Here is a 24,309-nt window from a genome sequence, read left to right on the forward strand (position 1 = left end):
GAAAGATACTGAGGCAAATCATAATCTTAAGTTATTCAAAGGGGACATATCCACTAAGGTGCGAATCGCTACAGACGAATATCAGTTTGGTACTAGTTTAAATTAAGCCTTTTCACATAGTACACGGCAAGTTAACATATTTGTAAAAGAGAACCAATGATGTTGACGAACTAACCATCTGCATATTAGTCGCTTGTAACCTTAAGAGGAGGTACCCCTATGTACCCAAAGTATCAAAGACGTAACACACTTGCTTTCACAGCAGCATCTTACTTCGCCCTTGCTGCTGGAATATTTTTATATTGCCTTGGTATTTACAATGCTGACTGGCAATTAAATGTAAAAGGTTACTACTTGTTATGTATGTTCTTAATCATTATTACAAGCATAGTAACCCAAAAGGTGATACGGGATAATGCTGAGGATAAAGAACTAAAAAACGAAAATCCAAAACATCGTTTACGTAACACTCCCGCATTCACAGGAATGGCGATAGTGGGGTTAATAATCGGTTTCTGCATGTTTTTCATTGGATTATACAATGCAACATTTGAATTAAACGAAAAGGGCTACTATATTGCCGTTATGCTTTTGATCTCTTATAGTTCTATCGGGGTACAAAAAGTGACTCGCGATAACGCTGAGGACAAGGAGATCTTCGAGAATCATAATCTCAATGGATAATATCAGAAAAACCCGCCAGTACGATTAGGCGGGTTTTTCTGATATTAGCAGCAATCCATCATCCCGCTTGGACTGCTTTCTTCATTCGCGATCCTGCGAATAAGCTTGTGAGAATTAATACAAGATTAAGCGTCATAGCGATGGTTATACTTGTTTCCATGTCCAAGCCTGTCGATTGAGTGATGGCAATAAGGGCACCGCCGATTCCGATGACAATCCCCGGCGTGAAGGAATCGGCAAATTGGAGGTTAGCCGATACTTCCCCGGATTCACCTTCTTTGGAATTGGCGAATGCGACGGCGCCGCTAGTCGGATGAGCCAATCCTATCCCTATCCCCGTGATCATTTGACCAATAACGGATACAGCAATTGTAGATGTTGGGATCCAGAAGACAATGCCAATTCCAACAATCATAAAAAGTACTCCGATTATGATCCGTTTATGTCGGCCACGGCCTTGATCTGCAGTATCCCAATAGGATTGCATGAAGGAAATGGCGCACCAGCTAAGCGCGGCGCTTGCTACGACTAGCCCGGCTACATCGGCTGTTACTCCCTTAGTATCTGTTAACGACAGCACTAGGAAGTTTTGTGTGCTCGCATAAGCAGCGAAAAATAATCCCCGGGACGCAATAAGAGAAGGCAGCCCCTGGCGAAGTCTCAATGTCCCTGAGGGCAGCAACTTACGAAGCGGCTGTATCATAAAAACCAATCCTACAATCAGCATGAGGCCAATTGCCTTTGGAAGCATACCGAGACCGCTCAAGAAAATTCCGGTACCGATGGCAAGCAAGATGGATAGCCAAGTGGAGCCTGAGGTGCTTCTTTCTTGAACAGCCGGAACCTGCAGTTTACGGAAGACAGGCAAGCTGAGAAGGGCGGCTAGAAGCAGAAAGGGAAGTACTCCCCAAAAAACGAAGCGCCAAGACAGTTGTTGTGCAATGACACCTGCAACGTAAGGACCTATCATAGATGGCAGCACATAGGCGGTACCAAAAGCACCCAATATTTTCGTGCGGAGCTTATCGGGATAGCTTAAAGAGATCGCTGTATAGACGCAAGTCATCATGGCACCGGCGCCGAAACCCTGCAACGCTCGGGAAATGATCAGAATCAGCATATGATTCGCCATGGCAGCAGCAATAAGCCCCAATGCAAATAGAATCATGGCGAGAGTGAAAGGCAGAGCAGGTCCTTTCTTGTCAATTTGACGCCCAACTACCAAAGTCCCAATAATTTGCGCAAGCAAGTAAGCGCTGAAAATCCACCCATAAAGATGGATTCCATTTAAATCGCCCGCAATGGCAGGTGCCACCGTAATGACAGCTAATCCTTCGAAACCTACGGCCATTACCGCCAAAATGATTCCAATAGATAAGGCTATGTATTTCGGTCCAAAAATACTATTTTCTGTGTCAGGCAAAACGATCAACCTCCATTTGCTCAGTTTTTTATTATGTATACTTCGTATCCGGATACTTTGTAAACATATTACTTTACAAAATACAGGTGAAAGTTTACTTTGTCAATATTTATCTTTATAATGTCTGTATACTTCTTATTTCTCATTTTCGTGTACAAAGAGGGTGTTATTAAATGAAAAATAACAGTCATGGGAGAGAGGCCAACGCTGAAAAAACAAGGCGTACCATTGTGAAGCTGTTAAAACAGCAAGGTCCTTCGGATGCACTTCAGCTGTCGACTGAGCTTGGCATATCAAGAATGGCCGTGAGGCAGCACTTATACGATCTGCATGAACAGCAGTTGGTAACGTTCGAGGAAGAAGCTAGAGCTATGGGGCGCCCTGCAAAAATGTGGAGACTGACCCAAGAGGCTAATCGACTTTTCCCTGACGGGTATGCCGATCTTACCGTCAACTTAATTGATTCGATGAGGGAGGCGTTTGGAGAAGAAGGGTTGGAGAAGCTGCTTGAAATTCGAAACCGCAAGCAAGTGGTCGAATACAAGAAAAAAGCGCCAGTCCACTTACCCCTAAATGAACAATTACAGGCACTTGCCGAACAACGTACGGCTGAAGGCTATATGGCTGAAATCATTGAGAATGCGGACGGTACGTATTATTTTGTTGAAAAGCATTGCCCTATTTGTGAAGCGGCACAAGTCTGTTCGGGACTTTGCAGTAAAGAGTTGGAAATGCTTCAGCTCGTCCTGGGCAATGAGGTTATAGTGGAGAGAAAAGAGCATATGCTAACAAGCGGCAGCCGATGTGTGTATCAGATCCAACGATGTTGTTAGCCTTTGTGGAGGAAACGGCATATTACGGAAACAGTCTCCATGGCGTGAAAGAATAAAAAACCGACCCGTAAAGAAGGATCGGTTTTTTGCATATCGTCTGAATCAAACTAACATTATGCGAACTTATTTAAAACATCTGGTGTCCAGTCTTTTACACCATTATCTTCTAAAATACCTAATACAACGTCTGTAATATCTGGGTCAGCAATCAATTTATCTTGAACTCGGAATTTTATATCGTCAGCATCGGCTAATGTGAGGCCTTTGCGTAATTCAATCATCGCATCGACGTGATAATAACGTCCTTCTTGTGTAATACGAATCTCGTTAATGTCTATTACATCCTTATCGGAAAGGATTAGCATCGCTACTTTTTCAGCTACATCGCGAGGGGCAGCCACACCGATCAAACCAATCATATTGTCATATCCAACTCGAAATGCAACGCCGACCATCAATAAACCGATGAGGATAGTTACGACACCATCAAGAGCTTCAAATGTGGTTAGAGAAGTTATTAATACCGCCATCATAGCTAATGCCGCACCCGTGACAGCAACAAGATCCTCGTAAAATACCAAACGAGTAGGGGGGGCTGAGCGACCTACATGTTTAAAGGATGCAACAATAAAACCTAACCCTCTAGTTTCAACTCTTGCTTCTTTCATAATTTCCTTCATAGCTTTTAATAAGATTAGACCGTCAACAACAAGGTTAAACAGTAATGCTACAATATTTAACCAAATTCCTTGACCAGCTTGAACTGGATGATGAATCAAATGCCATCCTTCTCGAACCGTTTCGTAAGCCATGATGGATACGACAATAACCGCAATCATACAAAAGATGTTAATAACTCGACCAAATCCAGTTGGAAATTGACGAGTAGGTTTTTTCTCTGCAAGGATGCTACCTACAAACACAAAACCTTGGTTAATACTGTCCGCCAATGAATGCATTGCAGAGGCAAACATTGCACCGCTACCACTCATTGAAGCACCTACACCTTTGGCAATGGCAATAAAGGCATTACCGATCATCGCAATAGCGGATGATTTATTTCCTTTCTTAATCAAGCTCAATAAATTTTCTCGTTCCGGGTCCGGGTCCATTTCTTCCTCCTTAAAATTTGGAAATCCTTTTGAATATTACCTAATCCACATCTGCTTTAAACTCTTGGGCTTAGATATCAATAATTAATACGAGCGAATATTACAGCAGTTTCACTTAACAAAAAAATTTTCTTCTCTATGTATTACCGAAATTCCAAGTAACTCAAAAAGCTTGTGTGCCATATACACACAAGCTTTTATTTATCCATTTCTTTAGCCTACTTCACGCCCTGTTGTACCTTGGTACCTATGAGAATGTGGAAAACGTCCGTTTACTGTTGTAAACCCTTGAAAATAGTGGTAATGTCCACCAGTAGGGAAGTCAATAGCAGGGCCAGTAACTCCACGAAGGTTATGTGTATGCCCGTCATCAAGCGAGGTAACAGCGTAATAATCATGTGTATGTTGAACACCACTAGCAGCAGGCTCGGTCATTCCAGCATAATGATGATCATGTCCTGCATCAAATGAGGTAATCCCTGAAAATGGATGTGAATGAACAGGCCTCCCATCCCAAGAAGTGATATACAATTTGTGTGAATGGTCTGACTCAGAATCATTTGAGTGAAAGATAAAGCCTGTAATAGGTATCTCCATAATACACACCCACGCTTTCTATGATATTTGCCTATCCATAATATGAATGGGGAAGACGATTGGATACTCCTCCATCCGGTGAATGACCAAAATCAGCTTTTTTGGGTAATGACTGAAGAAATTTTCCAAAGTAAGAATTCTTTCACACTGGTTAGGGCAAGATACTTTGGGGAACTGCAACTGCGAGAAGAAGCATTTCCTAATACAGTGTGAGGGAGTGAGATGAATGGTAAAGAACAATGAGCGTAATCGTAATGATGATTCTGCCCAAGAAACGACTGAGATGGCTGGTGCTGACGTAGGCGAAGCTGTAGGAACAGCAGGTGGCGGTGCTCTAGGAGCAATCGTAGGCTCTGCCTTGGGGCCTGTTGGTACCGTTGTAGGTGGTATAGTAGGCGCAGCTGTTGGTAACAAGGCCGGCGAGAACGTTGGAGATAATGAAGCTGCAAATGATAATAATCAGAAAGATTAACATGATGTGAGAAAAAAAGGTGCAGGTGAAATCCTGCATCTTTTTTTACTAACTTCTTACATTCCAAGAATCGAATTCTTAAAAACCGTGCCTAGACGGCTTTTTTTATTTTAAGGGACCAAATCCTTGTCTAAATTAAGACAAGAATTTGGTTATTTTTTTGAGCAAAGAGAAGCGTTTAATTGGCATTTGGTACAAACGCCTATAAAATGGGCGTTTGATTCAGTAACAAATGCGGAGATACTCCATAAATTGGAATTATGTTCATCAAGAGCAGTTGAGCCTTCCATTATGCTCATACCAACTAGAAAAAATTATTGGAGGTTTTTAAAATGAATGAATTCCAAAATGATCTTCAACAATTAAGCGTTTCTTCCCAATTTCAATCCAGTGAGATGACGCCTTGGAGCCAACAAAGCCAATATCCAGAAGGTCAGTATCCCTATGGAGTGAATCCGGTGGATCCAGCACGGTTATGTATTGGTTTTGGTGTCGGTTTTTGTGTCGGCTTTTGCGGTGGTTTTTGCACTGGCTTCTGTGGAGGTTGCGGCGGCTGCGGAGGCTGCGGAGGTTGCGGTGGATTCCGCTGCGGAGGTTTTCGTTGTGGTGGATTCCGTTGCGGCGGCTGCCACCATCGTTGTCGCTAATCGTTTCGTCTCGCTGAAAACCCTGCCCCTGCAACGACAAGTTGTCAGGGGCATTTATTCATTATGGGCAATGGCATGTGGGACGAATTGATGTACATATATTACTAGGAGAGCGATTCTACAAATTGGCACTATGTACCATTTAGGAGGAGTGAAATGACAAATTTAACCCCTGCTGCACGTCTGAAAGTAAAGGAGGACACGTTTTTTCTCCCTGTTCCGAACGATGCGGTGTATTTCCGGAATAATGTAGGCACATTTCGGATGGAAGGCGGGATGATCGAGCGTTGGATTGAAAAATTAGTTCCTATGTTTAATGGGGAGCATACATTAGCGGATTTAACGAACGGATTATCGCACCCGCATCGGGAACGGGTTTACGAAATCGCGAACGTGTTGAACCAGAAGGGCTTTGTCCGGGATGTTAGTAAAGACAGGCCGCATCAATTATCGAACGAGATTATCCAAAAGTTCGCTGCTCAAATCGTATTTTTAGAAAGCTTTGGCGATTCAGGGGCATATCGGTTTCAGAGTTATCGGCAGACTGGCGTACTAGCAGTAGGCTCTGGTCCGTTTTTTGTCGGGTTGGTTTCTGCATTATTAGAGTCAGGACTTCCAAAGATCAATATGTTGATAACGGAATCCGAGCCAACGAACCGAGAGCGGCTGGCAGAATTGGCGGATCAAGCCCGTCTTAGTGATCCTGATGTGGTGCTTAAGGAGATTAATAAACGAAAAGAAGGAGCAGACGGTTGGAGGGACGCTGTACAACCATATCAAGCGATTTTGTATGTATCTCAAGTTGGAGATTTAGAGGAGTTCCGACTCCTCCATGCAGTTTGCAAAGCAGAGAAGAAAGTTTTGCTTCCGGCCATGTGCCTTCATCAGACAGGAATGGCAGGTCCCGTCGTGCATCCAGAGTATGAAGGGTGCTGGGAATCGGCATGGCGCCGAGTCCACCAAACGGCTGTTCACAAGAATCCTGAGCAGCATTCTTTCTCAACCACTGCCGGGTCGATGCTTGCTAATGTGATTGTGTTCGAGCTTTTTAAAAAAGTTACTGGAGAAACTGAGCTAAGAAACTCGTTTTTTCTGCTGAATCTGGAAACATTGGAAGGGGGCTGGCATCCATTCATACCGCATCCTTTGGTACACGGGTTTGCGAAGCCACAGGCGGATCGAGCATCGAAGCTGCAATTTGACGGGAAAGAGGAGAGTTCGGACCCAGATGCATCCAACCGTTTGTTTACTTATTTGAATCAATTGACTTCACCGCAATCGGGAATCCTCCATATTTGGGAAGAGGGGGATCTAAAGCAACTCCCACTTTCCCAGTGCCGTGTCCAGGCGGTTAATCCGCTTTCGGAAGGACCGGTCGAAATGCTGCCGGAGATGCTTGGAACAGGTCTTACACACGAAGAAGCGCGGTGGGAAGCAGGGTTGATTGGGATTGAAGCGTATGTAGCCCGCTTGGCGGAAATGCTCGTGCCTACTAAAGAAGTTATGGGAATCGGTGTAGGAGGAACTACGGCAGAAGCGATGTTACGTGGGTTACAAGCAAATTTAACCGAACGGTTGGCTGCACAGCAGGAAGTTCGGAAGCCATATGTCACACGGGTGCAGTTGAGCAGAGTGGAAGATGAACGATGTCGGTATTATATGCAAGCTTTGACTGCTATGGGGAAAGAACCGGTGATTGGCTTGGGCGAGGAAGTTTTGGGATTCCCTACAGTTTGGGTCGGTACAACTGACTATTGGTATGCCAGTACCGGATTAAATAAAACAATGGCTTTGCAGAGAGCACTTAAAGCGGCGCTGCAGAAGGTACAAAATCAATCCGTATACCCAGCGCATCACGTGCTGGAAACCGCATCGGTGCGAATTGGAAACGAAACGATGTCTGATCTCATGATTCCTTCGAGTGAAGGAACTGCACAATCACAGACAGCATTACAGGAAGCTTTGGAGATTCTGACGAAGAACGGCAAGCAGCTCTTTGTTGTGGATCTAGCCGTGGAGCCGTTTTTGAAAGAAGGGCTTAGTGGTGTATATGGTGTGCTGCTTCGAGAGGGGGAATCCCGGTGAACGTAGGGGTAGCTATTATTGGCGAGGGAGGATTGGCGGGGCTCGTAAGTAAAGAGATGTCCTCCCTATGCCAGGTTGTGCGTCTGAACGATTTTAAGGAAGAAGTTCCTGAATCGGTCGATTTTGCCTTGGTACTGCACGATGCATGGCATCCTTCTGTTCATCGGGAGGCGGAAGAGATGTTCCGGGCAGCAGGCATTCCATGGCTGCGAGGCTTTGTTACCTTCGGTGAAGGTGTAATCGGACCACTGGTTCGGCCAGGGGTCTCCGGTTGCTCGCATTGTGCTGACACACGCCATCTCATGGCGGGACGTGACCGCAAGGAAATGTGGATGCTGGAGCAGCGTCTGACTGAGGCAGGGGGAATTCCTCACGATGCTTGGGCATCGCGTACTGGACTTTTACAGATGACACATCTGCTTGTTAAAGAGTCACAGAAGGTAATTCAGGGCAAACGGTCTCAATTGGAGGAACTGATGTTTTTCCTTGATCTGAAAACATTGACGGGTAAAACTCATTTCTTTTTGCCCGACCCGCTATGTCCGACATGCAGCTATTTGATAGAAGATACGCCGGAGAGGGCGTCCATTTTGCTTCAACCAAGTCCTAAAATCAACAGAAAAAGCTACCGAAGTCGATCATTAGAGGATCTGGCGGGATTTTTAGTTAAAGATTATTTGGATTATAAGACCGGGTTCTTGAATGGAAAAATGGTTGATCTTGTTTCTCCTTTTGCCGATGTGAGCGTAAATCTTCCGATGTTTGATCAGGATGAGCCAACGGCTGGCCGTACCCATTCCTACGCGGAGAGCGAGCTGACAGCTATTATGGAGGGATTGGAGAGATATTGTGGAATGGCGCCCCGTGGCAAAATGCCGGTGATCCATGATAGTTATCGTAATCTGGCGAATCATGCCCTTGATCCTTCAGCAGTAGGCTTGTATGCGAAGGAACAATATGAGCAGCCACATTTTCCATTCAAGCCCTTTCACTCTGAAGAGCCTATCGACTGGGTGTGGGGTTATTCATTCGAGAGACAAAGTCCGATATTAGTACCGCAACAGCTAGCCTATTACAGTTCTCCCTGCGGACATGGGTTTATCTATGAAACGTCCAACGGCTGCGCGTTGGGTGGAAGCATGGAGGAGGCAATATTTTACGGCATCATGGAAGTGGTGGAACGAGATTCTTTCCTGATGACTTGGTATGCGCAGCTTCCGCTCCCTCGGCTTGATGTACATTCTACCGGTGATTCCGAATTGGAGCTTATGATCAACCGCTTGCGAACGGTGGCAGGATTCGATGTGTATTTGTATAACGCGACTATGGAAAATGGAATTCCGAGCGTTTGGGCGTTGGCCAAAAACATGAAACCCAAAGGGGTAAATCTCATTTGCGCTGCAGGAGCACATCCGGATCCGGTTCGTGCTGCGAAAAGTGCGGTTCACGAATTATCTGGGATGATGCTGACGCTCGATGGAAAGTTCGAAGAAAACCGAGAGAGGAACGTGCAGATGTTCCACGATCCGTGGTTGGTTCGCAGTATGGAGGATCATTCTATGCTGTACAGCCTGCGGGAAGCAGAGGATCGTCTTCAATTTCTACTGGAAGATAACCGACCTTTAAGGACATTCCAGGAGGAATTCAAACAAGCGCCTGAACACACAGATCTGACCGATGACCTGAAGGCTGCGCTCCAATCGTTCCACCGGTTGAAGCTCGATGTGATCGTAGTCGATCAGACGACTCCAGAATTAAAACGAAACAATCTATATTGTGTTAAGGTGCTAATTCCAGGAATGCTTCCAATGACTTTCGGTCACCATCTCATGAGGGTGACGGGGTTGGATAGAGTATTAAAGGTACCGGCACTACTCGGGTATGTAAAGCAACCGCTGCTCTTAGAACAGCTTAATCCGCATCCGCATCCGTTCCCATAAAACGACCTAGGAGGAAGGAAGATGAGTCTGGAAAAATTCCTGGGCAGCCTTCATTCGGATAGCGATGATTTCAAGCCTTCGGATTGGGAAGTCGATTGGGATGATGCGCCGCTAACATATAAGCTATACCGCAACTTACCTGTTATTCCACTTTCCCCTGAGCTGCCATTGTCTCTCTATAGATATAAATCGCCCGCCAATCCTGATCTGACAACCATCGGTCACATTCTCTGGCATGTTTATGGTCTAACCCGAATAAACCAGTTACCTACATATTCTTCCATGGGCTATACGGGCAGCCCTGTACAGATGTACCGGCGGTTTGTCCCTTCGGGCGGCGGTTTGTACCCGAACGAGCTATACGTATATTTGAAGACAGCGGATGCTCCTGTAGGAGTATATCATTATGACGCGGCGCATCATCGGTTGGTTTTGCTCCGCGAGGGCGATTTTGATTCCTATCTGACCCGGGCACTAGGTAATCGATGCGACATATCGGGTTGTTTTGGAACGGTCTTTACTTCAGTCATGTTTTGGAAAAACTATTATAAATACAATAACTTTGCTTATCGCCTACAAGGACTAGACACTGGTGTATTGACGGGTCAATTACTCGAGGTGACGAGACGGTTCGGTTATGAATCAAGTGTATATTTTCAATTTCTTGATCGAGCAGTCAATCATCTGCTTGGGATAACCGATCAGGAGGAAAGTGTATATGCTGTCATTCCGCTTTCGGCCAAACCAACAGCAACAAGACTTAATCAGGGGATCGTCGAATTGGCGGGAAGCTCTGCCGTTGAATTGTGCAGGGAACTTCCAGTCATTCGGCACGAGCACTACGTACGGTCGCTAGAAATCAAGGAGTACCCGATGCTGACCAAGATGAACGAAGCTTCAATGTTAGATTCAACCAGTTCTTTTGGATATGTTAAGGCGGTGAAGCATGTTGAAAGCGGGCTTCAGACCGTATTCATGCCCCGTGTGGATCGGTTAACGTATGATTTAGCATCCGTCTGCCGGAAGCGAGCTTCGCCAGAGTCGAATTTCGTATTGAGTAAGGTGACACAGTCAGAAGTGGCGACTCTCCTGCAAGAAGCGACGGCTTCTTTGTCCTATAATAATGATTTGAATGGTAATAATGAAAATCCTATTTCACGTATTTCCTTATACTGTTGCTTGTATAACGTTGATGGCATTCCAAACGGAGCTTATTGTTATGATAGTGAGGCTCATTTGTTACGCCGAGTACGGCCAGGAGATCAACGGCTACGGTTACAGAAGGGAATGTCGTTGGATAACGTGAATTTGTTTCAGGTACCAATGTGCTTGCATGTAGTTGGTGACAAGGACTACCACAAATCGGTATTAGGGTATAGGGGATATCGAATACAGCAGATGGAAGCGGGTATGCTTGTACAAAGCTTGTTATTAGCGGCGTCTTCCATCGGATTGGGTGGGCGGCCATTGCTCGGATTTGATCCTGCTCTTTGTGACGAACTTTACCAATTGACTGATCAAGGAAAGACTACCCTGATCCAAATTCCGATCGGTCACTATCGTTATCGTGCTCTTTTGGAAGGCAGCCTGCACAGTTAGTCAGAAACGCTTATCATCCAACCAATGATTTGCTAATCTTACTCCACCAGTAATGTTATAATCATAGAAGATTAACTTTTCTTGGACATGGATTATCGAAAGTGGTGAATAGGATTGGATACATTGGAGTACCAGATCACAGACGAGTGGGACGAAACCCGTTGGATCACCGTGGAGCAAATCTACGAACAAGCGTTTCCGCTTGACGGCAAGAAAAGTCGAGACATCATTCGTCGCATGTTTGAAAAACGTATGTGTCAGCTGCACACAATCGCTCAAGGATCAGAAATCGTTGGGATGGCGCTAACTGGAATCGATAAACAAGCAGACGCTTTGCTAATCGATTATTTAGCGGTTCGTACTGATGTTCGCGGCAGAGGTTACGGACGATTACTGCTGGACCGAATCAAGCAATGGACGCGTACGGCTGCGGGCTGCAAAGGAATTATTGTTGAAGTGGAATCCGAACCGACGGAGGAGAATAGCCGGCGAGTCCATTTTTGGGAAATGAACGGGTTCCATCTTACTGCTTATGTTCATCAATACATTTGGGTACCTGAGCCTTATCAGGCAATGTATTTGAACTTCGATGAGATGGATCGGTTGCCTGAGGATGGGATAATGTTATTTCGCAGTATTACACGGTTTCATGAAAAGGCGTATCGTCGTAAATAATAGTGTCCCCCCGATAACAAAGAATGAATCACAAATGAATATTCTGTCCATATTAACTGTGGTGTGAATTATTAAGGAGGAATATTCAATGACAGACCAACAATCGAATCAACATGAGCAAAGTGCAAGAACCAAAGCTCAAAATGAGTTGAATCACGCACTCCACGCGCTTAACGAAGCAACTCATAGTAATGTCAATCGAGAACAAGACGTTCAGGCTGCAAAAGAGCAGCTGCAAAAAGCCCAATTGGAACATATGCAGGCTAAAGTTTCTGACAGCCAAGACTCACTTTCTTAAACGATAATTGCCCCCCCAAGAGGGGGTGTTTTTATATACAAAAGTCCTACAATGCAGAAAATGAATCCAGGCAGTTGACATACTTGTTGTTTCAAGGATATTATAGATACAATAAGTCTTTGTATTGAGGTGTTATTATGAGATTTACAAAAGCGACCAATTATGCTCTGCATACTATGCTCTTGCTTGTTGATGCTTCTTCAGCGAAGCCAGTTGGCGTTCAGCAGTTGGCGGAATCTCAAGGTGTTTCACCCACCTATCTTTCCAAAATTTTAACGAGGCTCGTGAAAGCTGGAATGATCGAATCGATTTCCGGGGCCAACGGAGGCTATCGATTATCCCGCAAAAAAGACGACATTAATTTTTTGGATATTATCCATGCCATTGAGGGGAATGCCTCCTTGTTTGAATGTGATTTTGTCCATGGCGACGAATGCTTGATTCAAGCTGTTATGAAGGAAGCGGAAGAGAAGATGGAGGGGCATCTCAAGAATACAAAATTGATGGATCTGGCCAAAAAGCAAACGCAAGTTTAAGGAGAACCATGTTAGGTTGAATGAAAGATTAAGATTCTCTAAGTGTGTTAAGTATTTTTTGGTTTTATTATAGATATAAAGAATCTGTAATATCTATTATAGGAGATGATCATTATGATTTACGATTGCGCGATAATTGGTGGAGGCCCTGCCGGGTTAAATGCTGCTCTTGTACTCGGTAGAGCAAGAAGAAGCGTGGCTTTGTTCGACAATAATCGCCCCAGAAATGCCGTTACACATGCATCTCACGGCTTTATTACGAGAGACGGCGTAACACCGGCAGAGTTCCGCCGCGTTGCCTATGAGGAGGTACTGCGATATCCTTCTGTCGATCATCTGCAAACCGAGGTTGTTACGGTTAGTAAAATCGATTCCGGATTTGAGATGATTGATTCATCAGGCGTTGTAACTCGAGCTCGAAAGCTGATTTTGGCGACAGGAGTTAAGGAGATATTTCCCGAAATTGAAGGTTTACATCCGTTGTATGGGAAAAGTTTGTTTAATTGTCCCTATTGTGATGGTTGGGAGCTACGCGATCAACCGCTTGTCATTGTTTCAGAACATTCGTCAGTTTTTCATACGGCCAAAATGCTCCACAACTGGAGCAAGGATTTAATCGTCTGCACGAATGGCCAGGTGTCTTTGTCGGATGAGCAAAAAAAGCGGCTTCTATCAAAAGGGATTGATGTGATAGAAAAACCTATAGCGGCTTTCATAGGTAAAGATGGCCAGTTAGAACATGTTCGTTTTGCCGATGGGACTCAAATCCCAAGGGCTGGTGGCTTCGTGGCTCCCAAATTTGTGCAAAGCGCACCGTTCGGCGAACGTTTGGGCTGTGAAAGGACGGAGTTAGGCGGGATCAAGACCGATCATTCGGGAAGAACCTCAATACCTGGTTTATATTCTGCAGGAGATGCTTCGTACTTCATGCCTTCCCAATTAATTTTTGCCGCGGCAGACGGCAGCAGAACTGCTATGGGGGTTAATATGGATTTGACGGAAGAAGATTTTGAATAACAATGTAATGTGTCCCTTATTCATGACACAAATGTTCCTGAAAAATGAACTCTCCTAAAGGAATTAGGTATTTCTCGACGAAATATTTTACTTGAGAGACTTATCTGAATTAGTCCAGCAAGGAGTGTGTGGATTATGGAAGTATTTCGAAACTGGGCAGGTAACTATAAGTACAGCACCTCGCACCTTCATGTTCCCGAAAATACGGAACAAGTACAAGAATTAGTGGCACGCTGCGGCCGAATCAAGGTGCTTGGTACGCGCCACTCATTTAATGGAATCTCCGATTCTACTGAAAATCTGCTCTCTTTGCAGAAGCTTAATCGAGTGATTGCATTAGATCGCACTAGCAGTAGAGTGACGATCGAGGCCGGTGTCCGATATGGTGAGCTATGCCAATATCTTCACAGCAATGGCTATGCGCTGCACAATCTGGCTTCACTTCCTCATATTACTGTCGTAGGTGCATGTGCTACGGCAACGCATGGTTCCGGTGATCTGAACGGCAACCTAGCGACAGCAGTTCATTCCCTGGAGGTCATCAAAGCGAATGGGGAGACGATTGTCTTCTCACGGGATCAACAAGACGGGGTCTTCGATGGAACCGTTGTAGGACTAGGGGGCCTGGGTGTAGTCACCAAAATGACTTTGGATATATTACCGGAATTTCAGATGAGTCAGCAAGTATATGACAATTTGCCTCTGGTACAGCTTAAAGACCATTTCGATGATATATTTTCCAGTGCTTACAGCGTCAGTCTATTTACTGATTGGAAGAATGCGACATTCAATCAAGTGTGGATAAAACAGAAAACAACAAATCAATCCTCCGATCCGATGGAGCCTGAGTTTTTCGGAGCGGCACGGGCAACTGCACGACGACACCCAGTGCCAGGTCAGACATCAGAGAATTGTACCGAACAGATGGGCATTCCAGGACCATGGTACGAACGGATGCCGCATTTTCGCATGGATTTCACCCCAAGCGCCGGAGAGGAGCTGCAAAGCGAGTATTTCGTATCGCGCCATGATGCATATCAAGCATTGTGTGCGATTGACCAGATACGGGAATACATATCGCCACTGCTCTATGTTTCCGAGGTTCGTACGATTGCAAAAGACGAGCTGTGGATGAGCCCTTGCTATAAGCAGGAATCTGTAGCTATCCACTTTACGTGGAAGCCTAATTGGGAGGCGGTTCAAAAAGTATTGCCTATCATCGAGGAAAAGCTCGCGCCTTTCCATGCTCGTCCACACTGGAGTAAGCTCTTTGCCATGCAGCCGGAGCAACTGCATTCCCTCTATGAGAAGCTGCCCGACTTTCAACAGCTGCTCCTTCGATGTGATCCCGAAGGGAAATTCCGCAATGACTACTTGAATAAATACATTATGGGGAACTAATTCCTTGGTTATTTACTTTATTGTATAGAGTAATCAACAATACGAAGCTGCCGTTGAGAAGAACGGCAGCTTCGTTGCGTTTAAAAACGGCAGGATAGTTCGGTTATTATTAAATATTCTCTGGTCATCTTTGGGTATGTTGATACTATGGATAGTGATTCGTGAGAAAATCACTTTAATGGACTGGAGGGGTGGAATTTGAGTAATCAGGACTGGATCAAACCCTATAAGTTGGTGGAATACCATGCAGAGGCTTTGTTTACACATGACCATAACTTGCGGCTACGCACGATAAATGAACCCTGGCCCGGAGCTGCCGATGCTCCACGGTTTTTCTTGGGTCGATCTATTGAGGGAACGACTCTCAGTCGATTCCGGTATGATGTACAGGAGAAGCTTGTCAGGCAATTAGAAGGACTTTGCGCTGACGAACCAATTGTGACAGATTTCCAGACGAAGCCAAAACATTTTGAAGCGTATATGAACCTCCTCCAAGGGAAAAGGTTCACGATGGGACCATGTTATCTTGTTCCTAGAGAGGCCGCATCTACAATGAAGGTAGTCAACGTCAACCGGGAAAATATGAAGGAATTGTTGGGCGGAAATTTCGAATGGATGACTTCAGAAATAGACTACGCGCAGCCTTGCGTAGCGCTAATAAGGGAAAACCAGGCTGTCTCGATTTGCCGAAGTGTTCGCATCACATCCATGGCACATGAAGCTGGTCTTGAGACCTTGGAAGAGTTTCGTGGTATAGGATATGCTGCTTCAGTTGTAGCCGGATGGGCAATGGAGGTTCGGAAGGTAGGAGGTTTACCGTTATACAGTACCTCGTGGGACAATCTTGCATCCCAAAGTGTAGCTAGAAAATCAGCATTGTCCTTTTATGGAGTCAATTTCACAGTTTATTGAACCGTTTCGTATAGGGAGATGTGTTTAATCCTATTTGAGGTAGCGGGTAGAATTAGAGAAGCGTAAATGTGATAAAATAAAGGGGAAATCAAACTATTTTGAATTAGGAGAATTAAATGTGAGCATAACTATCAGAAAAGAACTATTAGATGATTATAAATTGACTGAAAGAATCATAAAGAATGCATTTGCTAATTTAGAGTTCAGCGATAAAAAAGAACATGAATTGGTGGCTCGAATTAGAAAATCAGATGTTTTCATTCCTGAACTATCATTAGTGGCCACGGACAAAGATAATAATGAGATCGTTGGACATATACTTTTATCTAAAATAAAAATTATTAATGATAATCAAAGTGTTGAATCACTTGCTCTTGCTCCTGTTTCGGTCTTGCCAAATTACCAAAATAAAGGCATAGGAGAGCAGTTGATTCTTGAAGCATTACAAAAAGCAAAAGAATTTGGATACCATTCTGTCGTTGTACTCGGACATCCACAATATTACCCGAAGTTTGGCTTCAAAAAAGCATCTTTATGGGGGATAACGGCACCATTTGAAGTGCCAGATGAAGCATTTATGGCGCTTGAGCTGCGTCAAGGAACTCTTGATAATGCTTCAGGAGTTGTTGAGTATCCAAGTGTTTTCTTTGATTAAGTTACGATTACAATCTTAATTGTCGTTTCCAGTATATTGCCGAAGGATAGTCGTCGGATCGAAGAAGCTCATTATTCTCTAGAGGCCATCATTAATACTGAAAAAAGACATAAACCATTCTTCAATGGGAAGGATGATTTATGTCTTTTTTGGTATTCATAACTTTTATTTATACATAGAACAAATTATATATTATTAATGGATGCTTGGTCTGTGTATACTTGAGCTACAAAGGAGGTTGAAACATGATCAACTACACAAAGTATATGAGAAAAAGCATATTATCGCTGGTCAGTTTAGCTTTTCTGTTTATGTCTACTGCTTGTTCTGGAGCCATTGATGCAAAAAGCAGCTCTGCACAAGCGGTTGACGTTGATGTAAAAACGGTTCAGGAAGTGCTGCTACCTGGACGAGCAATTCTTATAGACGCTGACGTAGCCCAAGGGAATAATAAGGTAAAGGATGCGGATGATGTCAAAATAGAAATTTGGAAAAAAGATAGTGACAACCATAAAATGATTACTGCAACTCATTGGCTTGACGGCACTTACCGTACTAAAACGTTATTTTCGGAAAGTGGAACCTATTATATGCGAGCGCACGTCAAGGATCAAAGAGGGGATGTTACAACTACCGAACAGGAATTGTTCGTTAAAGATGTACTTCCTTCCGAGAGTCAAATAAAGTCTTGAATCATCGTTTAACTATAAATTAGATAGCTCAGGAACTCTATGGAATCACCATTTCCAAGAGTTCTTTTACATAGGTCGGGTTTCATTTAAGCTTTATTTTTAAGAACTATAGAAATAAAATCGCGAATATATCCTTCCAAATAAGCCGGTTCATGTGAACAAAGTACGATCTTATTCGTAAGCCGGATTCCGTCAACCTCAACCTTTGCCAGCTCTCCACGCCTAATGAATTGACTTGCTACAAGAAGAGAAACATAACTGACCCCGTATCCCGCTACAACAGCTTGAATCGTTTCATTAAGTCCATTAAATTGCAATTCTATACTTGGAGGACTCACGTTCTGGGCTGTGCATACTTCAACTAGCCTTTTTCTTGTGGTGCTACCTTCCTCCCTCATGATAAACGGTTCCTTGATCATTTCCTCAATTGAAATATGCTGGTTGGCATATTTATGGTTGGGAGCAACCACGAAAACAAATTCATCACTGTATAATTCCAAGCACTGCAGAGAGTGGTTGGTCTGTGTCGTGATATTACTGTTCCCAAAAATTGCGATATCTACTTCGTAATTATTCAAGCTCTCAAATGCGTTTTGTGAATTAACAGTCGAGATTTCGACTTCTACCTGAGAATATTTTTGTTTAAAAAGAGAAGCCCACCTCGGGATAAGAACACTTGTTGCAAGATAATTACCGGAGATTCTCAGCTTTCCTTTGGGATGACTTTGGTAATCTTCGATCATGCCTTGAATTTGCTCTTCCAAAATAAATAGCTTTTCCGTAGGTTTAAACAGCTTTTGCCCAAATGGGGTTAGAACCAAGTTTCGACCCTTTTTCTCGAATAAAATGATACCATATTGCTTTTCGAAATTTCGGATTTGGGCTGAAATAGCGGGTTGACTGATGTTCAGCCTTTTGGATGCCTCTGTAACACTTCCGGCTATTGCAACATGATAAAACAACATCAAGGCATGCAGATTAATGGACATTCGAGCACCTTCTATACATTCTATTAATATATAATATAAAACCTATATTATTATTTTATGCATTACGAAGGTATACTTCAAGTAATTGGGAAAGGGGATGCGTTATGGATAGCACATCAGTCTACCTCGTTAGACATGGACAGACGGAATGGAATGTGGAACAGAGAATGCAAGGGCACTTGGATTCACCCTTAACTCGAGAGGGCCAAAAGCAAGCCGCTCAACTGCGAGACCGATTAAAGGAGATGAAGTGGGACGCCATATTCTCAAGTTCAAGTCCGAGAGCTGTCCAAACAGCCGAGATAATTTCCGGAATGAACCGTGAGCATGTCAGACAATTGGATGCATTCAAAGAAATCAATATGGGCCTGTGGGAGGGCCAGCTCTTAACTGAAATACATGGGCTTTACACAAGGGAGTACGGACGGTTTTTTGAAGAGCCACACCTATATTGCCCGACTGAAGGAGGAGAGACTTACTTTGAGTTGTTGGTACGGGGCGTATCCGCTTTGGAAGATATTTTAACCGCTTTTAAAGGGGGAAAGATTCTTATTGTAACTCACCGTATCACTTTGAAAGTCATTATGAACTATTACTTTGGGAACACGCTAAGTGAGATGAGGGAAATGCCAGATATTGCCCCAGCTAGCCTAAGCAGCATCCATTTCAAAGACGGCAAATCCTTTATAGAATTGTATGGCGATAATTCACATTACGCAAACCATTTAGCAGCAGCCTACCCCAAGGAAGCTGAGAAATGAATAGTGCTAAGAAAGTTCAACTGTCAGAAAATTGGCTCTCCTGTGGTGGGCTATTTTTTTTGGAAATATGACCAAATCATGATCAAATGATCTCAAAATGTTGAACTTGGAGGGTGGAATTGTGTCCTCAAGCGGTTGGTGACACTTTTGCCGCTCTCTTTTAGAGTGAAGCTTAATGCAAGCCATACTGAAACAAGGAGTTGAGACACAACATGAATTTTTCCCAAACGCTGAGATGGTTCGCATTATTATCCATGATGATGGTTTTGCTGTTCCTCTTCACTGGATGTTCCGATATCAGCGTACTTAATCCGAAGGGACCTATTGCGGAGCAGCAGAGGGATTTGATGCTCATTTCAACAGCGTTATGCTCCATAGTCATTATCCCGGTACTCATTCTAACGGCCATCATCTTATGGCGTTATAGGGATAGAAAGGGCAGAAAAGCAGACTATTCGCCGAATTGGGCACACAGCACCAAGCTGGAGGTTATCTGGTGGGGGATTCCGATTATCGTCATTCTGGCGATAGCGGTGATTACCGTCCAATTCACTTATGCGTTAGAGCCTTCCAAACCGATAAAGTCCGATGTCAAACCAATGACCGTTCAGGTGACCTCTTTAAACTGGAAGTGGCTGTTTCAATATCCTGAACAAGGGATAGCCACCGTGAATGAGTTAAAAATTCCTAAAGGCGTTCCTATCCGGTTCGAGATAACGGCTGATTCTCCTATGAATTCTTTTTGGATTCCTCAGCTTGGAGGACAAATCTATGCTATGTCCGGCATGGCCATGACGCTTTATTTGCAAGCGGATGAATTAGGTACATTTTGGGGATCAGGCGCCAACTTTACTGGTAAAGACTTTGCGAAAATGTATTTTGACGTAGACTCCATAACACAGGACCAATTTGATCAATGGGTAAGAGGGGTTAAAGCGGATTCGCCAGCGCTTACGCTCGATGGCTACAGGCAGTTGGCTGAGCCTTCCGCTTCTAAGGTTCTGACGTACTCTTCCTTCCCTGAAGGATTGTTTCAAAAAATCGTGACCAAATATGCAGCATCTCATCATCATGAAATGTCTGTACAGGAAGATAACACTATGCACGAGCATAAGTAAGCTGTAGGAAAGGAGAAATAACTTCATGCTGGATCATGCCAAAAGCTTCGCCTCCCAATTTTTCGTAACCGGCGATCCGTTGATTTATGGTGCCGATGTAAGTATCGTACTGACTCTGTTGGCTATTTTATTTGCACTGACTTATTTCAAAAGATGGGGGTGGCTGTGGCGAGAATGGCTGACAACGGTCGATCACAAGAAAATCGGTATTTTGTATATTCTTTCCGCTTTTCTTATGTTGTTTCGCGGCGGGGTGGACGCTCTACTAATGCGAACGCAGCTCGCGATGCCGGAGCTGGGATTTCTGCAGCCTGAACATTACAACTCGATATTCACCACGCATGGCGTCATTATGATATTGTTTATGGCTATGCCCTTTATGTTCGGTCTATTTAATGTGGTGGTGCCGCTTCAGCTCGGAGCGCGGGACGTAGCGTATCCGTTCCTGAATGCACTCAGCTTCTGGCTGTTCTTCGCTGGAGCCATGCTGTTCAATCTGAGCTTTGTTATCGGCGGTTCGCCAGATGCAGGCTGGCTTGCTTACCCGCCTTATTCTGAGCTGATGTATAACCCTGGTGTCGGACAAGACTTCTATATATGGGGCATCCAAATATCCGGGATCGGCAGCTTGATGACCGGTATTAATTTTATCGTTACCATTCTAAAGATGCGTGCACCAGGCATGAAGCTGATGAAAATGCCGATGTTCGTTTGGTCTGTACTCTCGAGCTGTATTGCAATTATTTTCTCGTTTCCCATCCTGACCGCGACATTGGCGTTGTTGTTTTTGGACCGATATGCCGGAGCACACTTTTTCACATTAGATGGCGGCGGGAATCCCATGATGTACATTAACCTGATCTGGATGTGGGGACATCCCGAAGTCTATATTATTGTTCTGCCGGCGTTCGGTATTTTCTCCGAAGTAGTGGCGACCTTTTCCAAGAAAAAGCTATTTGGCTATAAATCAATGGTGTATGCGATGATGATCATCAGCGTTTTATCGTTTCTTGTGTGGGCGCACCATTTCTTTACGATGGGTTCGGGGGCGGACGTCAATGCCTTCTTCGCTTTGTCCACAATGCTGATAGCCATCCCGACCGGGGTCAAAGTGTTCAACTGGCTGTTTACCATGTTTCGGGGCAAGATAACTTTCGAATCGCCTATGCTTTGGACGGTTGGGTTTATTCCTTGTTTTGTGATTGGCGGTATGACAGGAGTGCTGCTATCGGTTGCTCCAGCGGATTTTCAATATCATAACAGTTACTTTCTGATCGCACATTTTCATCAAGTGATTATAGGCGGTGTCGTGTTCGGGTACTTTGCAGGCTTGTATTACTGGTGGCCTAAATTGTTCGGTTTCAAGCTGAACGAGCGCATCGGCAAGTGGGCGTTCTGGTTCTGGAATATCGGTTTCTATGTATGCTTTATGCCGCAATATGTACTCGGGTTAATGGGCATGACACGGCGTGTCGTCACCTATAGCTGGGATAAAGGCTGGTGGGAGCTCAATCTGGTATCTACTATCGGCGCCGGGCTCATGGGAATTGCGTTTCTGTTCCAGGTGTGGCAAATTGCCCATGGCGTCAAGCATTTTCGGAAAAATCTCGATACGACAGGGGATCCATGGAACGGACGCACTTTGGAATGGTCCATTCCTTCTCCAGCGCCTCACTACAATTTTGCAGTGATTCCGCAAGTATCGGAGCAGGATGAATGGTGGGAGGAGAAGCACCGAAGGGGAGAGGGACCGTATGTTCCGAATGCTGCAAAATCATTAGAGCCGATTCATATGCCCAAAAACTCCGGTATTCCGATAGTAATGGCGGGGTTCTGGTTTGTAGCTGGCTTCGGATTCGTGTTCCATTGGCTGTGGTTAATCATACCTGGATTAGCGGGCGTTGCAGCTTGCATGCTAGCTCACTCTTTTAACTATGATACCGACTATTATATTCCGGTCGACGAAGTTCAGCGTACGGAGGCAGCTTTAAGGAAGGTGAACAACTCATGAATGGCACCCATCTGACTGAACCGTCAGTTACAGGGCATCACGAACATCCAGATTTGGAAGAGATGCGCACGTTCGGCTTCTGGATTTACCTCATGACGGATATTATGATCTTCGGCACGTTCTTTGCCACTTATATCGTTCTGAAAAACAGTACCAATGGAGGACCCGGTCCAGCCGATTTGTTCGAACTGAATGGAGTTATTGCAAGCACATTGATATTGCTTACAAGCAGTTATACATGTGGGTTGGCCGTACTTGCCATGCACAAAGGAAAACAGAAGGCTCTGGTAGGGTGGCTCGGCCTCACGGCTTTGCTCGGTGCCCTGTTTATCGGACTGGAGGTCAAGGAGTTTGCCGAATTCGTGAACGAGGGCGCAACGATGGGTACCAGCGCATTTTTATCGGCATTTTACACGCTGGTAGGTACTCATGGATTGCATGTCACAATTGGATTGGTTTGGATGATCGCGTTGATGATGCAGCTGACCAAAAAGGGGATTACCCCCGTAACGAAACGAAAAGTCCATGTAATCAGCCTGTTTTGGCACTTTCTGGACGTGGTTTGGATTTTTGTATTTACCGTTGTCTATCTAATGGGGGTGAACTAAGATGGCGCACATGATTTCGGCACATTCACAGGAAGAAACGCATGGATCCTTTCGATCGTATACAATAGGTTTCTTATGTTCCCTCATCTTGACTGCCATTCCTGTCGCCATCGTCATGGGGGGGTGGCTTACGGGGAGCACTAAAGCTATTGTATTGATGGCGGCGGGAGTACTTCAATTGGTCGTGCAGCTGTTTTTCTTTATGCATCTGAGGGAAGAGAAGAAGCCGCGTTACAATTTGATTTCACTCCTTCTTGGGCTGGTGATTCTGTTGGTCATCGTTGCTGGGTCGATGTGGATCATGCTATACAACATGGTGGCAGCATGAGCCTAACATCTTCATTCCGAGACTGGATCGAATTGACCAAACCACGCATTCTTCAACTAAATCTCATTGCTGCATTTGGGGGCTACTGGTTAGCTTCCAAATGGTCAGTGGATTGGGAGCTTCTGTTATGGGTGCTGATAGGAATCACGCTTACGATGGCATCTTCTTGTGTCATGAATAATGTGTGGGATTATAAGCTTGACCAAAGAATGAACCGGACCAAGGATCGGCCGCTTGCCACGGAGAGAATTAAACGCAAGAGTGCGTTGGCATATGGATTGATACTTGGGATTGCGGGAGAAATCGTGTTATTCTGGAAAGTAAACGAACTTTGCGGTTGGCTCAGCCTTGTCGGCATGTTTGTTTACATAGTGGTCTACACTATATGGTTGAAACGAGCCTCCACCTGGAGCACATCGATTGGAGGAATATCAGGAGCCATACCACCGGTTATTGGTTATTGTGCTTTTTCCAATGAGATCGATACAGGAGCACTTCTTCTGTTTGCGTTATTGTTTCTATGGCAGCCAGCTCATTTCTGGTCGCTTGCAATTCGACGCGTTGAAGAATACAGAGCAGCGGGATATCCGCTGTTACCAGTCCAGAAAGGAATTAGACGAACCAAACAGCAGATGATTCCTTATGTCGTTCTGCTGCTCCCGACAATCATTTTACTCTATTTGTTTGGCTATTCCGGGCTCGTCTTCCTGATCGTATCCTTGCTAGCATGTGTGGCCTGGTGTTGGCACACGCTGTGCGGGATTGTGACTGTCAACAACGATGCTTGGGCAAAAACCAATTTTCTTTTATCTGTCAATTACTTGATGATCGTGTTTGTCGTTATGATTCTGGATACGCCAGGACGCCCTTTTTTGAATTGAACGAAAGGGTAGGAATGGGAAAAAAAGGTTGGCAT

At 44.6% G+C, this 24,309-nt stretch carries 25 protein-coding genes; 21 read left to right on the forward strand and 4 right to left on the reverse strand.

The genetic code is table 11. From position 1 onward, the window contains the following. The first annotated feature begins 219 nt into the window (after nucleotides 1-219). Nucleotides 220-684 carry a YiaA/YiaB family inner membrane protein gene (locus BP97_RS41720; RefSeq protein ID WP_028550275.1) on the forward strand — a complete coding sequence of 155 codons (465 nt, stop codon included), beginning with the start codon at nucleotides 220-222 and terminating at the stop codon, nucleotides 682-684. A gap of 58 nt (nucleotides 685-742) precedes the next feature. On the opposite strand, the gene BP97_RS0117655 is transcribed toward BP97_RS41720, so the two are convergent. Further along, a complete protein-coding gene (locus BP97_RS0117655) occupies nucleotides 743-2,107 on the reverse strand; it encodes an MFS transporter (protein ID WP_036746110.1) in 1,365 nt (454 codons plus the stop codon). 173 nt (nucleotides 2,108-2,280) lie between these two features. Here BP97_RS0117655 and BP97_RS0117660 point away from each other — a divergent pair, with 173 nt between their 5' ends. Further along, nucleotides 2,281-2,940, forward strand: a complete 660-nt coding sequence (locus BP97_RS0117660) for a helix-turn-helix transcriptional regulator (RefSeq protein WP_028550277.1) — start codon at nucleotides 2,281-2,283, stop codon at nucleotides 2,938-2,940. Between the two features lie 113 nt (nucleotides 2,941-3,053). Here the strand turns inward: BP97_RS0117660 and BP97_RS0117665 are convergent, their stop codons facing one another. Together BP97_RS0117665 and BP97_RS39740 are read right to left on the reverse strand one after the other, a co-directional pair. After that, nucleotides 3,054-4,052: a cation diffusion facilitator family transporter gene (locus BP97_RS0117665; protein ID WP_028550278.1), complete on the reverse strand. Its 999-nt coding sequence runs from the start codon at nucleotides 4,050-4,052 to the stop codon at nucleotides 3,054-3,056. Between the two features lie 213 nt (nucleotides 4,053-4,265). Beyond that, entirely contained in the window at nucleotides 4,266-4,649 is a 384-nt protein-coding gene (locus tag BP97_RS39740) for a YmaF family protein (RefSeq protein ID WP_197035485.1), read from the reverse strand. Nucleotides 4,650-4,875: 226 nt separating this feature from the next. On the opposite strand from BP97_RS39740, the gene BP97_RS0117670 reads away from it, so the two are divergent. The 13 genes from BP97_RS0117670 to BP97_RS38955 all read left to right on the forward strand — a co-directional run bounded on the left by BP97_RS0117670 (nucleotide 4,876) and on the right by BP97_RS38955 (nucleotide 17,578). Continuing rightward, nucleotides 4,876-5,121 (forward strand): glycine zipper domain-containing protein, encoded by a 246-nt coding sequence (locus BP97_RS0117670; protein WP_028550279.1) that lies wholly within the window; start codon nucleotides 4,876-4,878, stop codon nucleotides 5,119-5,121. 332 nt (nucleotides 5,122-5,453) lie between these two features. Beyond that, nucleotides 5,454-5,768, forward strand: a complete 315-nt coding sequence (locus BP97_RS39745; RefSeq protein ID WP_081824247.1) for a heterocycloanthracin/sonorensin family bacteriocin — start codon at nucleotides 5,454-5,456, stop codon at nucleotides 5,766-5,768. A gap of 156 nt (nucleotides 5,769-5,924) precedes the next feature. Further along, entirely contained in the window at nucleotides 5,925-7,853 is a 1,929-nt protein-coding gene (locus BP97_RS0117680; protein WP_028550281.1) for a putative thiazole-containing bacteriocin maturation protein, read from the forward strand. Continuing rightward, entirely contained in the window at nucleotides 7,850-9,793 is a 1,944-nt protein-coding gene (locus BP97_RS0117685) for a TOMM precursor leader peptide-binding protein (protein ID WP_028550282.1), read from the forward strand. The genes BP97_RS0117680 and BP97_RS0117685 overlap by 4 nt, the downstream gene beginning before the upstream one ends. 21 nt (nucleotides 9,794-9,814) lie before the next feature. Then, on the forward strand, nucleotides 9,815-11,392 hold the full coding sequence (locus tag BP97_RS0117690; protein ID WP_028550283.1) for a SagB family peptide dehydrogenase: 1,578 nt from the start codon (nucleotides 9,815-9,817) through the stop codon (nucleotides 11,390-11,392). A 114-nt stretch (nucleotides 11,393-11,506) separates the two neighbouring features. After that, the gene (locus tag BP97_RS0117695; RefSeq protein WP_051620698.1) at nucleotides 11,507-12,067 is read left to right on the forward strand and encodes a GNAT family N-acetyltransferase; all 561 of its coding nucleotides are present in this window, start codon (nucleotides 11,507-11,509) and stop codon (nucleotides 12,065-12,067) included. 88 nt (nucleotides 12,068-12,155) lie between these two features. After that, nucleotides 12,156-12,365, forward strand: coding sequence for a hypothetical protein (locus BP97_RS0117700; RefSeq protein ID WP_028550285.1), 210 nt, complete (start codon nucleotides 12,156-12,158; stop codon nucleotides 12,363-12,365). Between the two features lie 137 nt (nucleotides 12,366-12,502). Next, entirely contained in the window at nucleotides 12,503-12,901 is a 399-nt protein-coding gene (locus tag BP97_RS0117705; protein ID WP_028550286.1) for an Rrf2 family transcriptional regulator, read from the forward strand. 114 nt (nucleotides 12,902-13,015) lie between these two features. Then, a complete protein-coding gene (locus tag BP97_RS0117710; protein WP_028550287.1) occupies nucleotides 13,016-13,918 on the forward strand; it encodes an NAD(P)/FAD-dependent oxidoreductase in 903 nt (300 codons plus the stop codon). Nucleotides 13,919-14,053: 135 nt separating this feature from the next. After that, nucleotides 14,054-15,319, forward strand: coding sequence for an FAD-binding protein (locus BP97_RS0117715; protein WP_028550288.1), 1,266 nt, complete (start codon nucleotides 14,054-14,056; stop codon nucleotides 15,317-15,319). A 198-nt stretch (nucleotides 15,320-15,517) separates the two neighbouring features. After that, entirely contained in the window at nucleotides 15,518-16,231 is a 714-nt protein-coding gene (gene aac(2')-IIb / locus BP97_RS0117720) for a kasugamycin N-acetyltransferase AAC(2')-IIb (protein ID WP_028550289.1), read from the forward strand. A 118-nt stretch (nucleotides 16,232-16,349) separates the two neighbouring features. Next, entirely contained in the window at nucleotides 16,350-16,886 is a 537-nt protein-coding gene (locus BP97_RS0117725) for a GNAT family N-acetyltransferase (protein WP_028550290.1), read from the forward strand. Nucleotides 16,887-17,131: 245 nt separating this feature from the next. Then, entirely contained in the window at nucleotides 17,132-17,578 is a 447-nt protein-coding gene (locus tag BP97_RS38955; RefSeq protein WP_051620699.1) for a FixH family protein, read from the forward strand. A gap of 86 nt (nucleotides 17,579-17,664) precedes the next feature. On the opposite strand, the gene BP97_RS0117735 is transcribed toward BP97_RS38955, so the two are convergent. Beyond that, the gene (locus BP97_RS0117735; protein WP_231506330.1) at nucleotides 17,665-18,567 is read right to left on the reverse strand and encodes a LysR family transcriptional regulator; all 903 of its coding nucleotides are present in this window, start codon (nucleotides 18,565-18,567) and stop codon (nucleotides 17,665-17,667) included. A 104-nt stretch (nucleotides 18,568-18,671) separates the two neighbouring features. Between BP97_RS0117735 and BP97_RS36755 the strand changes: the two genes are divergently transcribed. From BP97_RS36755 to cyoE, 6 genes are all read left to right on the forward strand, one after another. Then, a complete protein-coding gene (locus BP97_RS36755) occupies nucleotides 18,672-19,328 on the forward strand; it encodes a histidine phosphatase family protein (RefSeq protein WP_036746111.1) in 657 nt (218 codons plus the stop codon). Between the two features lie 212 nt (nucleotides 19,329-19,540). Next, entirely contained in the window at nucleotides 19,541-20,446 is a 906-nt protein-coding gene (gene cyoA / locus BP97_RS0117745; RefSeq protein ID WP_028550292.1) for a ubiquinol oxidase subunit II, read from the forward strand. Nucleotides 20,447-20,471: 25 nt separating this feature from the next. Then, nucleotides 20,472-22,457, forward strand: a complete 1,986-nt coding sequence (locus tag BP97_RS0117750) for a cbb3-type cytochrome c oxidase subunit I (protein ID WP_028550293.1) — start codon at nucleotides 20,472-20,474, stop codon at nucleotides 22,455-22,457. Next, nucleotides 22,454-23,065 (forward strand): cytochrome o ubiquinol oxidase subunit III, encoded by a 612-nt coding sequence (gene cyoC / locus BP97_RS0117755; protein WP_051620701.1) that lies wholly within the window; start codon nucleotides 22,454-22,456, stop codon nucleotides 23,063-23,065. The genes BP97_RS0117750 and cyoC overlap by 4 nt, the downstream gene beginning before the upstream one ends. 1 nt (nucleotide 23,066) lies before the next feature. Beyond that, entirely contained in the window at nucleotides 23,067-23,393 is a 327-nt protein-coding gene (cyoD, locus tag BP97_RS0117760) for a cytochrome o ubiquinol oxidase subunit IV (RefSeq protein WP_036746112.1), read from the forward strand. Beyond that, on the forward strand, nucleotides 23,390-24,274 hold the full coding sequence (cyoE, locus tag BP97_RS0117765; RefSeq protein WP_028550296.1) for a heme o synthase: 885 nt from the start codon (nucleotides 23,390-23,392) through the stop codon (nucleotides 24,272-24,274). Before cyoD ends, cyoE begins: the two co-directional genes overlap by 4 nt. Nucleotides 24,275-24,309 lie beyond the last annotated feature (35 nt).

This window comes from Paenibacillus sp. UNC451MF (assembly GCF_000686845.1).
In the GTDB taxonomy this organism is placed as follows: domain Bacteria; phylum Bacillota; class Bacilli; order Paenibacillales; family NBRC-103111; genus Paenibacillus_S.

What these genes read in the sequence shown, in the direction of transcription:
- BP97_RS38955 (WP_051620699.1), top strand. Translation starts at nt 17,132, where the DNA reads ATGATCAACTACACAAAGTATATGAGAAAAAGCATATTATCGCTGGTC.
- BP97_RS0117710 (WP_028550287.1), top strand. Translation starts at nt 13,016, where the DNA reads ATGATTTACGATTGCGCGATAATTGGTGGAGGCCCTGCCGGGTTAAAT.
- BP97_RS0117665 (WP_028550278.1), bottom strand. Translation starts at nt 4,052, where the DNA reads ATGGACCCGGACCCGGAACGAGAAAATTTATTGAGCTTGATTAAGAAA.
- BP97_RS39745 (WP_081824247.1), top strand. Translation starts at nt 5,454, where the DNA reads ATGAATGAATTCCAAAATGATCTTCAACAATTAAGCGTTTCTTCCCAA.
- cyoE (WP_028550296.1), top strand. Translation starts at nt 23,390, where the DNA reads ATGAGCCTAACATCTTCATTCCGAGACTGGATCGAATTGACCAAACCA.
- BP97_RS0117705 (WP_028550286.1), top strand. Translation starts at nt 12,503, where the DNA reads ATGAGATTTACAAAAGCGACCAATTATGCTCTGCATACTATGCTCTTG.
- BP97_RS0117670 (WP_028550279.1), top strand. Translation starts at nt 4,876, where the DNA reads ATGGTAAAGAACAATGAGCGTAATCGTAATGATGATTCTGCCCAAGAA.
- BP97_RS0117690 (WP_028550283.1), top strand. Translation starts at nt 9,815, where the DNA reads ATGAGTCTGGAAAAATTCCTGGGCAGCCTTCATTCGGATAGCGATGAT.
- BP97_RS39740 (WP_197035485.1), bottom strand. Translation starts at nt 4,649, where the DNA reads ATGGAGATACCTATTACAGGCTTTATCTTTCACTCAAATGATTCTGAG.
- BP97_RS0117750 (WP_028550293.1), top strand. Translation starts at nt 20,472, where the DNA reads ATGCTGGATCATGCCAAAAGCTTCGCCTCCCAATTTTTCGTAACCGGC.
- cyoA (WP_028550292.1), top strand. Translation starts at nt 19,541, where the DNA reads ATGAATTTTTCCCAAACGCTGAGATGGTTCGCATTATTATCCATGATG.
- BP97_RS0117660 (WP_028550277.1), top strand. Translation starts at nt 2,281, where the DNA reads ATGAAAAATAACAGTCATGGGAGAGAGGCCAACGCTGAAAAAACAAGG.
- BP97_RS0117700 (WP_028550285.1), top strand. Translation starts at nt 12,156, where the DNA reads ATGACAGACCAACAATCGAATCAACATGAGCAAAGTGCAAGAACCAAA.
- BP97_RS0117735 (WP_231506330.1), bottom strand. Translation starts at nt 18,567, where the DNA reads ATGTCCATTAATCTGCATGCCTTGATGTTGTTTTATCATGTTGCAATA.
- BP97_RS36755 (WP_036746111.1), top strand. Translation starts at nt 18,672, where the DNA reads ATGGATAGCACATCAGTCTACCTCGTTAGACATGGACAGACGGAATGG.
- cyoC (WP_051620701.1), top strand. Translation starts at nt 22,454, where the DNA reads ATGAATGGCACCCATCTGACTGAACCGTCAGTTACAGGGCATCACGAA.
- cyoD (WP_036746112.1), top strand. Translation starts at nt 23,067, where the DNA reads ATGGCGCACATGATTTCGGCACATTCACAGGAAGAAACGCATGGATCC.
- BP97_RS0117715 (WP_028550288.1), top strand. Translation starts at nt 14,054, where the DNA reads ATGGAAGTATTTCGAAACTGGGCAGGTAACTATAAGTACAGCACCTCG.
- BP97_RS0117680 (WP_028550281.1), top strand. Translation starts at nt 5,925, where the DNA reads ATGACAAATTTAACCCCTGCTGCACGTCTGAAAGTAAAGGAGGACACG.
- BP97_RS41720 (WP_028550275.1), top strand. Translation starts at nt 220, where the DNA reads ATGTACCCAAAGTATCAAAGACGTAACACACTTGCTTTCACAGCAGCA.